The organism is Acinetobacter lanii (assembly GCF_011578285.1).
Taxonomy (GTDB): Bacteria; Pseudomonadota; Gammaproteobacteria; order Pseudomonadales; family Moraxellaceae; genus Acinetobacter; species Acinetobacter lanii.
The window spans coordinates 517100-529465 of record NZ_CP049916.1 but is presented as its reverse complement, the minus strand read 5'-3'; the positions used below and the strand labels follow the sequence as shown (position 1 = coordinate 529465).

General features: G+C 42.6%; 13 protein-coding genes. 1 reads left to right on the top strand and 12 read right to left on the bottom strand.

Annotated elements, in window-relative coordinates:
* Positions 1-19 precede the first annotated feature (19 nt).
* The 12 genes from hisS to G8D99_RS02450 all read right to left on the bottom strand — a co-directional run bounded on the left by hisS (position 20) and on the right by G8D99_RS02450 (position 11390).
* Positions 20-1315: a histidine--tRNA ligase gene (hisS, locus tag G8D99_RS02505; protein ID WP_166322283.1), complete on the bottom strand. Its 1296-nt coding sequence runs from the start codon at positions 1313-1315 to the stop codon at positions 20-22.
* 10 nt (positions 1316-1325) lie between these two features.
* Positions 1326-2444 (bottom strand): flavodoxin-dependent (E)-4-hydroxy-3-methylbut-2-enyl-diphosphate synthase, encoded by a 1119-nt coding sequence (gene ispG / locus G8D99_RS02500; RefSeq protein ID WP_166322281.1) that lies wholly within the window; start codon positions 2442-2444, stop codon positions 1326-1328.
* Between the two features lie 23 nt (positions 2445-2467).
* Positions 2468-3262 (bottom strand): helix-turn-helix domain-containing protein, encoded by a 795-nt coding sequence (locus G8D99_RS02495; RefSeq protein ID WP_166322279.1) that lies wholly within the window; start codon positions 3260-3262, stop codon positions 2468-2470.
* Entirely contained in the window at positions 3253-4032 is a 780-nt protein-coding gene (pilW, locus tag G8D99_RS02490; protein WP_166327468.1) for a type IV pilus biogenesis/stability protein PilW, read from the bottom strand. The genes G8D99_RS02495 and pilW overlap by 10 nt, the downstream gene beginning before the upstream one ends.
* Before the next feature lie 72 nt (positions 4033-4104).
* A complete protein-coding gene (gene rlmN / locus G8D99_RS02485; RefSeq protein ID WP_166322277.1) occupies positions 4105-5340 on the bottom strand; it encodes a 23S rRNA (adenine(2503)-C(2))-methyltransferase RlmN in 1236 nt (411 codons plus the stop codon).
* A gap of 123 nt (positions 5341-5463) precedes the next feature.
* Entirely contained in the window at positions 5464-5895 is a 432-nt protein-coding gene (ndk, locus tag G8D99_RS02480) for a nucleoside-diphosphate kinase (protein ID WP_035265623.1), read from the bottom strand.
* 108 nt (positions 5896-6003) lie between these two features.
* A complete protein-coding gene (gene iscX, locus G8D99_RS02475) occupies positions 6004-6204 on the bottom strand; it encodes a Fe-S cluster assembly protein IscX (protein WP_166322275.1) in 201 nt (66 codons plus the stop codon).
* A 171-nt stretch (positions 6205-6375) separates the two neighbouring features.
* A complete protein-coding gene (locus tag G8D99_RS02470) occupies positions 6376-7206 on the bottom strand; it encodes an XAC2610-related protein (protein WP_166322273.1) in 831 nt (276 codons plus the stop codon).
* A gap of 109 nt (positions 7207-7315) precedes the next feature.
* Positions 7316-7729 (bottom strand): hypothetical protein, encoded by a 414-nt coding sequence (locus G8D99_RS02465; RefSeq protein ID WP_166322271.1) that lies wholly within the window; start codon positions 7727-7729, stop codon positions 7316-7318.
* 323 nt (positions 7730-8052) lie between these two features.
* Positions 8053-9069: a ketol-acid reductoisomerase gene (ilvC, locus tag G8D99_RS02460; protein WP_166322269.1), complete on the bottom strand. Its 1017-nt coding sequence runs from the start codon at positions 9067-9069 to the stop codon at positions 8053-8055.
* 105 nt (positions 9070-9174) lie between these two features.
* Entirely contained in the window at positions 9175-9666 is a 492-nt protein-coding gene (gene ilvN, locus G8D99_RS02455; RefSeq protein WP_166322266.1) for an acetolactate synthase small subunit, read from the bottom strand.
* Complete coding sequence (locus G8D99_RS02450) at positions 9663-11390, bottom strand: acetolactate synthase 3 large subunit (RefSeq protein ID WP_166322264.1); 1728 nt, start codon at positions 11388-11390, stop codon at positions 9663-9665. Before G8D99_RS02450 ends, ilvN begins: the two co-directional genes overlap by 4 nt.
* A gap of 573 nt (positions 11391-11963) precedes the next feature.
* On the opposite strand from G8D99_RS02450, the gene G8D99_RS02445 reads away from it, so the two are divergent.
* Positions 11964-12323 carry a DUF4124 domain-containing protein gene (locus G8D99_RS02445; protein ID WP_406741513.1) on the top strand — a complete coding sequence of 120 codons (360 nt, stop codon included), beginning with the start codon at positions 11964-11966 and terminating at the stop codon, positions 12321-12323.
* Positions 12324-12366 lie beyond the last annotated feature (43 nt).

Here is a 12366-nt window from a genome sequence, read left to right as displayed (position 1 = left end):
CCTTTTCCTTATGTTTAAATTATTGTGAAGAAATTTTTTCAATCATAAACGGTACAATATCAGCTACCGCGACTTCAGTTTGCTCAGCTGTCGCCAACTCTTTCACCAAGAACTGACCCGCTTCAAGCTCACGTTCACCCAAAATCAAAGCAAACAAAGCACCCGATTGATCGGCTTTTTTCATTTGAGATTTCATTGAACCTTGTGAACCGGTTTTTAAACGGATCGCACTGTTGGCATCTTCAAGCTGGTTACGAATTTGTTCCGCGGCCACCAAAGCTTGACCTTGGGTTGCAGGATCGGCTACCAAGAAGAACTCACAATCACGCACTGGCGTATTGTCTTCAACTTGTTCAAGCAGCAGCAATAAGCGCTCCATACCCATGGCAAAACCGACTGCAGGCACTGATTGTTCTGGCTTACCTTTCAATTGACCCACAAGACCGTCATAACGACCGCCGGCACATACGGTACCTTGTGAACCCAAATGTGTGGTGGTCCATTCAAATACCGTTTTGTTGTAGTAGTCTAGACCACGTACCAACTTTTGATTAATCACAAACTTCACGCCTGCATCAGTCAAATACTGTTGCAATTTCGCGAAGTGCTGCATGGTGTCTTCACCCATAAACTCATGTAATTTTGGTGCATTTTCCAAAATCGCTTGGGTTTTGGCATCTTTGGAATCCAAGATCCGCAGTGGATTGGTGGTCAAACGACGTTGTGAATCTTCATCCAAGTCTGCTTTATGTGCTTCTAAGAAATTCACTAAAGCAGTGCGGTATTCAGCACGTTCGTCTGACTCACCTAGAGTGTTGAGTTCAAGTTGAACTTTGTCTGCTACACCCATGCGTTTCCACAAACGTGCCGTCATCAAAATGAGTTCAGCGTCCATATCCGGTGTTGCTACACCAAAGGTTTCAACACCAAACTGATGAAACTGACGGTAACGACCTTTTTGCGGTTTTTCATAACGGAACATCGGACCCACATACCAAACACGTGGAGTCGCACTACGCAGCATGTTGTGTTCAAGCATCGCACGCACACAGCCTGCCGTGCCTTCAGGACGCAAAGTCAATGATTCAGGTGGATTACCTTTATCAAAGAAGGTGTACATTTCTTTTTCAACGATATCGGTTGCATCACCAATTGAACGTTTGAACAGATTGGTTTGCTCAACAATCGGCAAACGGATTTGTTGATAACCATAAGCATCCATGAGGGATGCTAAATGTTGTTCAAGACGTCTCCAAGCCGGCGTTTGCGTTGGGAGAATATCATTAAAACCTTTAATTGCGACGATTGAACTCATGACTTATAACTTACTCAGAACTTGTACGAATAATCTCTTTAGATTTGGCTTCTTCGATTTCAACCACGCGTTGACGCACCATGGTTTCAATTTCATCTACCAACTGCTTCGTGTCAATCAAGTGGCTCTTTTCACCATTGCGATATACCAATGAGCGAGGAGCTGCACCGACCACACCAATATCCGCTTCTTTGGCTTCACCCGGTCCATTGACCTTACAGCCAATCACCGATACATCCATTGGGGTACGAATATCTTCTAAACGTTCTTCCAATTGTTGCATCACTGAAATCACGTTAAATTCTTGACGTGAACAGCTTGGGCAAGCAATGAAGTTAATCCCGTTAGAACGCAAACCCAAGGATTTTAAAATATCAAAACCAATTTTAACTTCTTCTTCAGGCTCTGCTGCCAATGAAATACGCATGGTGTCGCCAATGCCTTCCATCAGTAGACCACCCAAAGCGATGGCAGACTTGACTGAACCGGTGCGGTAAATCCCCGCTTCGGTTACACCCAAATGCAACGGATTATCAATCTGTTGTGATAATAAACGATAGGCATCCATGGTCAAGAACACGTTGGATGCTTTCACCGACACTTTAAACTCGTGAAAATCTAAACGGTCTAAAATATCAATATGGCGCATCGCCGATTCAAGCAACGCCTGACCGGTGGGTTCGCCATATTTCTTTTGAATATCTTTTTCTAAAGAGCCGGCATTGACACCAATGCGCATAGAAATATCGTTATGACGCGCTGCCGCCACCACTTCGCGAATTTTCGCTTCCGAGCCAATATTACCCGGATTGATACGCAAACAGTCTGCACCTAAGTCGGCAACTGCCAATGCAATTTTGTAGTCAAAGTGAATGTCTGCCACCAAAGGCACCGTCACTTGCTTACGAATCTCACCGAAGGCTGCTGCCGCTTCCATTGAGGGAACAGAGACACGCATAATATCGGCACCGGCATCGGCACAACGCTGAATCTGGGCAACGGTTGCTGCCACATCACAAGTTTCAGTGTTGGTCATGCTTTGAATGCTGATCGGCGCATCACCACCTACATACACCGAACCGACACGAATTTTACGTGTTGGACGGCGTTTAATTGGATTTACGATCATTCTATGCTTCTACTCTTTATCCATTAACGCGATAAACGGAATTCTGCTTTGCCGTTTACGGTATATGGAGACAATGAAATACTTTCGTTATTTAAGCTCAGTGAAACGGCTTGGGCATCATCCAAACGAATTTGGAACGGTGATTGACCATTTACTTTTAAAGTCGTTGCTTGACGACCTGTTGCTAAAACTTTGTTGGTACTGTCGACAATATGCACTGAAGTCGGACGGTTAAACTCAAGCACCATTTCATCGCCTGAAACCGCCGAGCCATTGGCACCATCAAGGGTCAATACTTGAACGTCATTGTTCTTGGTTTCAGCCGTGCTTTCAGCAGACCCTTTTGAGCTGAATTTCTGAATCGCTGCAATCACCAACCAAATCAGTGCAATCGCGACCAGCGCAATTAAAATACGCTTTAACCATTTACGGTTACGATCGCTATTGGAGCCCGGTAATTTACCCATGATTTTGATGGGAGAATTATTCAGAGCATGATTCGGCACTAAACCGGTGTCATTTTCATAGATCTCATCAAAACGTTGAATAATCGCAGTCGCATCTGCTTTGAGATACTTGGCATAAGAACGATAGTACCCTTTAATGAAGGTCGCTTCAGGTAACACTTTATAGTTGTCTTGTTCCAAAGCTTCTAAGGTTTTTACCGGCATCTTCAAATCTTGAGCCACAACACTCAGCTCAAGACCTTGTGAAACACGAATTTGACGCAGATATTCACCAGGACGCTGGATATTTCCTAAAGCATTTGGTACTACGTTTGAACCAGTAGGTTGCTGTGAATTAGGATTTACTTCCATACGGCCTCAGTATTGTACTGTAATTGCAAATAACGTTGATATTCTTGACTCTCTGGAAATAATGCGCGCATTTGATTGACCAACACTTGCATTCCCATCGTATCACCATTGGCACGCGCGATACGTAAGCCAATCCAAAGTGCACGAGCACCTTGCTCCTTTTGACCAACCAAACGGACATATTGTTCGTAGAGTTGGCGTGCTGCAACAGCATTGTGCTGCAAATATAAAATCTCAGCTAACTCTAACATTGAAACCGTCGATTGACGGTTAACTTGCAATGCTTGTTTGAATGCTTTTTCAGCATTCGCCATATCGCCAAGTTTGATATAGGTTCGACCTAAATTTTCCAAGGCTCTATAACGCTGATCATAACCCAATGTTGCACCCGCAATACTAAATTGCTGGATGGCATCATTATAACGCTTTAACTGGTATAAATATGTGCCGTAATTATTACGCGCCTGTGCATTTTTAGGGTCTAGGGAAATGGCACGACTAAAATAACTATCGGCCTTTTCCATATTGAGTTTACTGCCCTCTTGTTGCAGTAACACACCCATCATCATATTGGCGGTTGAATCTCGAGAATCTGCCTCAAGCGCCTGATCCAGCGCGCGCTTTGCCGCGTCTAGATCACCCGATCGAATATATTCAGCCGCCATTTGGGTACGTACTTTGGCTGCTTTTTCAGGGTCTTTTTTAACTACACTTCCCGATTTTGTCGTCTGACACCCTTGTACAACCAATGCAGACAAACACACCGTCATAGCGACGATCAGTTTTTTATACACAGGTTTATTCAATGCCCGCCCCTTTATAATACCTTTTGTCTTATAAGTTTAGCCCTGAGAACGCATAATCACGTTTCGTTCTTCGACTTTCTTTTTCCATTGTTCGGCACGGCGAGTACGGTCTGCCACTTGACCCACCAATTGCCCACACGCAGCATCAATGTCATCACCACGTGTCTGACGAATCGTACACACAAAACCGGCATCAGACAAAGTTTTTTGGAAAGAAATGATACGATTTCTGCTTGAGCGTCCGTAAGGTGCATGCGGGAACGGGTTAAATGGGATCAAGTTGATTTTACTTGGTAAATCTTTCAGAAGTTTAATCATTTGCTGTGCGTGTTCAGGATGGTCATTGACGCCATCGAGCATCACATATTCAATCGTTACGTGTTTACGTGAACTTTCATTACCATCTTTTTCGATATAACGCTTACATGCCGCAATCAACTGTTCTAACGGATATTTTTTATTGATTGGCACAAGCTCGTTACGTAGCTCATCATTTGGTGCATGCAGAGAAATCGCCAAAGCAACATCAATGTCTTTGACCAATTGATCAATCTTCGGTACCACACCCGAGGTCGACAAAGTCACACGGCGTTTAGACATACCGTAGGCAAAGTCATCGAGCATAATGCGCATAGAGTTCAGTACAGCGTCATAGTTGAGGAGTGGTTCACCCATCCCCATCATCACGACATTGGTCACTGAACGTTCACGCTCAGCCACAGGCACATCTTCCATATAAGAGAAGTTTGCCATCCACAACTGACCAATAATTTCAGCTTGGGTCAGGTCACGTTGGAAACCTTGTTTACCGGTTGAACAGAATGAACAGTCTAAGGCACAACCCACTTGCGAAGAAATACATAAGGTTTTACGTGCACCGGTTTTGTCATCTGCCGGAATCAGTACCGTCTCAACCAATGAACCTGCACCGTCACCGACACGGAATACCCACTTACGTGTGCCATCTTTTGAATAATTACGATGCACCACTTCAGGCGCAGTAATTTCACACATGCGTTCTAATTTTTCACGGAGTTTGCCTGAAATGTTGGTCATTTCAGCAAAATCAGTCACAAAATACTGATGAATCCATTTCATCACCTGTCCAGCACGGAACTTCTTCTCGCCCATATCTTCGAAGAATTTTTCCATTTGGGGACGTGACATGCCGAGTAAATTCACTTTCTCCACAGTTTTTTCCTGTGCAGGAGCGGATGGAGTGTGTTGCTGTGCCTCAGAAACTGCTGATACAGCGACTGCTTCAGTACTCATGTGTATATACCTAAACCATGTCTAAAGATGAAAGGAGAAGCTCAATAAGTGAGCAAAGGATTATTCAGGGAATAAAAAAACCAGATAAGTATTATATCACTTATCTGGTTCGAATACTGCGAATTAACGAGTACGTGGAGCAATCTCAGTTTGAGCGAAGAAGTAGTTCACTTCACGATCAGCAGATGCTACAGAGTCAGAACCGTGAGCAGCGTTTTCGTCGATGCTTACAGCGAAATCTGCACGGATTGTACCAGGAGCAGCTTCTTTAGGATTCGTCGCGCCAAGGATGTCACGGTGAGCAAGAACTGCGTTTTCGCCTTCAAGAACTGAAACAACAACTGGACCAGAAGTCATGAATGCAACTAGGTCAGCAAAGAAACCACGTTCTTTATGCTCAGCATAGAAGCCTTCAGCTTCAGCTTGAGTCAAATGTTTCATTTTAGTTGCAACGATTTTAAGACCAGCTTTCTCGAAACGAGCAAAGATGTCACCGATGTGGTTTTTAGCAACTGCGTCTGGTTTAACGATAGATAAAGTACGTTCGATAGCCATGATCGGCTCCTTAGGTCATATTGACATGAAAATTTTGCGCATTATACCGAATAATGCGCCATTATCAGCTTTTGATATGTAAAAAAGTGCTTTTTTTCAAACAAGCGATTAGCGGACTTCGTCAATCCACGCCATTTGAATACCTTCTAACAACCCTTCAGTGGATTTGTTTGGATCATCACTAAAATTAGGCAATGCACACACCCAAGCATGCAGGTCTGTGAAACGAATCCATTGCGGGTCTACTTCAGGGTGTGCTTCTGAAAGTTCAATGGCGATATCAATCGTATCACTCCAACGTAAGCCCATAGGTCTTCCTAGTATATAAATTGCATCGATGCTTGGATTTTATCAAAACTGATCAAACACGCCTATCTAAATTGCGTGTTCTTATATTTGCTATTCAATGGTTCATTCAAATGAACAACCAACAACACACCACATAAAAAAAAAGCACACCATGAAGTGTGCTTCATGCTGTTATTCGGGTGCATTCACAGGATGTAGTAACCCTTTATTGTCCACTTGGTAGACCTGCCCTTCACCAAAATCAATTTGCTTGGTTTCACCATGTAATTTTGGCAGACCGACAATTTTATCCAATTGCGGTGAACGCTGATATTGATTGGTTTTCGGGTTATACATCCAGTAGACATAACGCTTATCTTGCACTTTACGATCTTGAGAAAGATCCGACAAAATCACGTCATAATAACCATCAAAGTTAATATCCATATAGCCAATGCTGTTTGGATACGCTGAGAACCCTGTCAGTGTTTGCGCCACGGTATTGTTGGTTTTATTAATAACATCGACACGGGTGAGCAGTTGTTCTTGCGCTGGGGTATCGGCTTTTACCCCATAAAATTTAAAGGTGAATAGTGGTTTATTCGCCACTTTAAACGCTGGCTCAAACTGTACTGCAGTTGAGGTTTTATCTTGGACATTCACCAGATTGGACTTAAATATCCCTGAGTTTACATTCAATGAACCACTCAATTGCATTGGGATAAAATCATCTGAAGTACTATCATTCACGGCATCCATCACAATTTGATCGGCTTTCTGCGTACCTTTAAAATTGATATTTTTCTTTTCAATCAGATCGGTCAGGACTGCATGTGGTTTGGCGATACCGGCATAAAGGCTGAGGAAATAACGCCCCTCTGAAGACTTCAGCATACGCTGCATTGAAACACGGACATTGGTCAGTTGTTTCAATGGGTTTGCGCTTGAACTATTCTGTACTTCTGCATGGCTTAATAAAGGCAAAGTCAACGCAGCGATAGAAACGAGAGTCTTGAAATTCATCACTTGCCACACGTTTAAAATGAAATATCTCTACTTTATCACAACTGAAATCACACAGAGTAAAGTCGTAATTGATATTTCTTTCAGCGAATTCATTACCAAGATCGAGTTACTCTAAGAGATAAGCTTTCTTAAGTTTTCGGGTAAAGTTATGAGCGATGAAACAACATAGAACATAGCCGAGCCAACATAAGGGATTCAAATAATAAAATACCTTCCACGCTTTAAAATTTTCGATTTGTTTTTGAATACAAGCATCCTCCCATTCAGCCTCGGGCAGCAATGTTGCCGTTGCTATCCATCCTAGAATAGGAATAAACCCTATAAAAAAAGCCAACCCCATCCATGAGTAACCCCAATAACATTGTTTGAAAATAGTGTTATGAATATCATCCCAAGTGACTGAGCTTGACCTTAAATCTATAGCGAACTGTTTAATTTCTACATTATCTAACCCATATTCAGTCCATGCATGGGAGATGCATTTCCAAATGATCCATTCTTGATGCGATGTTAAATTCATAACTGTTCAACACGGGTTATCATTTTTCTAATGTTCATTCTTTAAACTATAAAAGAAAAAGCCACATTGCAATACAAAATACCTCAGTCAAACAAACTAGAAATTTTGACTTAGAAATAAGAACTGCGTTTTCTCTTTATCCACCATTTTGTTTGCTTGAATCCAAGGTATGAGCAAGCTCAGAACACTGTTCTGAGTGAAGCGCAAGGAAGAGAAAGCACTGCTTTATTTCTCTTGAGGCACATAACGCTAATACTAATTTCGTTACAACATAAAAAAGCCCCAGTTAAAAACTAGGGCTTTTTTGACTTAGAAATCAGAACTTAGTTCTTTTCTTTGTCTACGATTTTGTTTGCTTGAATCCAAGGCATCATCGCGCGAAGTTTGTTACCTGTTACTTCGATACCGTGTGCAGCATTTTGACGACGACGTGCAGTCATAGATGGGTAGTTCAACGCACCTTCTTGAATGAACATCTTCGCGTATTCACCAGATTGAATACGTTTAAGCGCATTACGCATCGCTTCACGAGACTGTTCGTTAATTACTTCAGTACCTGTTACATATTCGCCGTATTCAGCATTGTTTGATACTGAGTAGTTCATGTCCGCGATACCGCCTTCGAACATTAAGTCAACGATCAATTTAAGCTCGTGTAAACATTCGAAATACGCCATTTCTGGAGCATAACCTGCTTCAACCAAAGTTTCGAAGCCCATTTTAACCAATTCAACCGCACCACCACAAAGAACTGCTTGCTCACCAAAAAGGTCAGTTTCAGTTTCTTCACGGAATGAAGTTTCGATAATACCAGTACGACCACCACCTACGCCTGAAGCGTAAGAAAGTGCAACGTTACGCGCATTACCAGACGCATCTTGATGAACAGCGATTAAGTCAGGCACACCTGAACCACGTTGGTATTCAGAACGTACAGTATGACCCGGTGCTTTTGGCGCAACCATGATCACGTCAAGGTCTTTACGTGGCACAACTTGGTTGTAAAGAATTGAGAAACCGTGAGCAAATGCTAGAGTTGCACCTTGCTTGATGTTTGGCTCAATCTCGTCACGGTAAAGTTGAGATTGGAATTCGTCCGGAGTCAAGATCATGACTACGTCAGCTTGCGCTACAGCAGCAGCAACTTCAGCAACTTTAAGACCTGAATTTTCAGCTTTTTTCCAAGAAGTAGAGTTCGCACGCAGACCTACAGTTACGTCAACGCCAGAATCTTTAAGGTTAAGCGCATGTGCGTGACCTTGTGAACCGTAACCAATAATTGCTACTTTCTTAGATTGGATGATAGATAAGTCACAGTCTTTATCGTAAAAAATTTGCATTGCTGTCTCCGCTAAAATGCTTTTTTGTTTCCCTTAGATCAAGTCACGCTTTTTTTGTAAGCGCCCTAGATTACCCTCTTAGGTCAGGAAGAATAAATGAATAAATTAGATTGTTAAAACTTTTTCGCCGCGTGCGATACCTGACACACCTGAACGCACCACTTCTAAAATAGTGTTCTCAGCGAGTGCATCAATAAAACCATCAATTTTGTCAGTCGTACCTGCGATCTGAATCGTATACGTCGTCGGGGTGACATCAACCACTTGCGCGCGGAAAATATCGGCTGTGCGTTTGATTTCATCACGTGCCGCGCCTGATGCTTTGACCTTAATCAGCATCAATTCACGCTCAATGTGCGCACCTTCAGATAAATCAACCACTTTCACCACTTCAACTAATTTGTTGAGTTGTTTGGTGATTTGTTCGATCTTGTGGTCATCACCATAAGTCGTCAATGTTAAACGCGACATGGTTGAATCTTCAGTTGGCGCTACATTTAAAGTCTCAATGTTATAACCACGTTGAGAAAATAAACCCACCAAACGTGAAAGCGCACCTGCTTCATTTTCTACAAGAACAGAGATGATATGTCTCATTGCGTGCGCTCCCCTTTGCTTAACCACATATCTTTCATCGATTGACCTGCAATCAACATTGGATAGACATGCTCAGCACGGTCAACCATCACATTGATAAATACGCATTTATCATTGATCGCCATTGCTTCAGCAAGTTTAGACTCAAGTTCATCAGCATGATCAATTTGAATACCCACATGACCGTATGCTTCCATCAATTTGGCAAAGTCAGGCAAAGACTCAACGTAAGAGCTAGAATGACGACCTTCGTAATTCATATCTTGCCATTGTTTTACCATACCCAAAGCACGGTTGTTTAAGCACAAGATTTTGACATTTAAGCCGTATTGCTTACAGGTCGACAACTCTTGGATACACATCTGAATCGAAGCTTCACCGGTGATACATACCACTTGTTGATCTGGGAATGCCAGTTTCGCCGCCATTGCATAGGGCAAGCCGACACCCATGGTCCCCAAACCACCTGAGTTCACCCACTGACGTGGACGTGTGTAACGGTAGTACAACGCACCAAACATTTGGTGTTGACCCACGTCAGAGGTAATAATCGCTTGGCTATTGGTGATTCGGTCTAAGGCTTGAACCACTTGTTGTGGCTTCATTACCCCATCAACGCCCGCTTCATAGCGTAAGCCATGCACCTGACGCCATTCATCAATCTGTTTCCACCAATCCGCAATCGCTTCAGGGTTTGGTTTAGACACATTCAGTTGTTTCAATTGTGCCAACATTTCCTGAAGTACAGGTTCAACTGCACCCACAATTGGAATGTGCGCCATGATGGTTTTTGAAATCGTCGCAGGGTCGATATCAATATGAATTACTTTGGCATTTGGACAGAATTTTGCAGGGTTATTGGTCACACGGTCATCGAAACGCGCACCAATCGCCAAGATCACATCGGCATTGGCCATGGTCATATTGGCTTCATAGGTTCCATGCATACCGAGCATACCCACGAACTGTGGATCATTGCCTGGGAATGCACCCAAGCCCATCAAGGTATTGGTCACAGGGAAATTCAATAAATGCGCAAGTTCAGTCAATAAATGCGATGCATTGCCTTGAACCACACCACCACCACTGTAAATGATTGGGCGTTTCGCGGTTAACAACTCATCAATGGCTTTGCGAATTTGACCGGTATGACCACGATGCGGTGGTTGGTACGAACGCATTTTTACTTTTTCTGGATATTCGTAAGCGAACTTATCCGTTGGATTGGTGACGTCTTTCGGAATATCAACTACCACAGGACCTGGACGACCACTCGATGCGATATAGAATGCTTTTTTAATAATGCCCGGAATTTCACTTGCGTGACGCACTTGGAAACTGTGTTTTACGATTGGACGTGACACGCCGACCATATCGGTTTCTTGGAATGCATCTTCACCAATCAAATGCGACGCTACCTGACCAGACAAAATCACCATTGGGATTGAGTCCATGTAAGCAGTTGCGATTGGTGTCACGGTGTTGGTTGCGCCTGGACCTGAGGTCACCAGAACCACACCGGTTTTGCCTGTTACGCGTGAGTATGCATCTGCCATATGACCAGCAGCTTGCTCATGACGTACGAGGTAATGGTTAATTTTGTCTTGTTTAAAAAGCGCATCGTAAATGTGTAAAACTGCGCCGCCTGGATACCCAAAAACATGTTCAACGCCTTCGTCCGCCAATGCGCGAACAAGCATTTCACCACCAGATAAAAGTTCCAACGTATTCACCCTAATCATTATTCCACGAGATTTATGGGAGACATAAACCGTGATTCATTCATTGATTTGTATGCACTGTTATAGCACACATATTTACTCGTTTTTGCTGTAATAAAAAAATATTCGGGACACAACCGTTTGTGAGTTGTGACTGCATAATCAATATGTTGGGATAAACACATTGTAGCGATTTCATCTTTTCGGCTTAGAGAAGACGTTATTACAAGCTATGTACTTTATTCGAAGGGTGATCGAACAAAACATATAAAACTAGAGCAGCATTTTTAGTTACTTTTGCGATTAAAGTCAAGGTTTGCATGGTTGTTTTTATTGTTTATTTACCAAGCGAACATTTTTTAAACCATAACTTTTTTTTATATGATTTATAATTAAAAAATCAAAGACTTATAAGATTATAAATTTCCAAAAGAAATATGACTTGCGCTGTGTATTCGGTTAAAATAACGCCAAAATTACAATCATAGACATAAGTCGATATAATCGTATTTAAATCGATTTTCTTTGATTCAAGATCGACTGTTTATTTTAAGGTAGCTTCCTATGAAAAATAATATGACTTATAAAAAATTAGCCTACTTGGGCATTACGGTGAGTTTATCGTTGCTGTGTTCTGGTCAAAGTTTTGCCAAAGAATATTATAAATGGGTCGACAGCAAAGGCTCGACCCATTACACCGCAACCCCACCGCCTAAAAATGCGAAAAGCAAAGGGAAAATTGATACCTACGGTTATTATTCACCGTCTACTCAGCAAAATACCCCATCTACGGCGCAGCAAAATAACAACGCACAAACCAGCTCGAATACCTCGCCTGCACCTGCGCCACAAGGTCAAGCCCAAGATCAGCAACAGCGTGAAGCCAATGCCGCATTACAACAAGGCCATGTGGAACGTGCTGAACAACCACGTTAATCCCTCCCTCAAAACTGTTGGATTTTTTTTCATATTTTTAGCC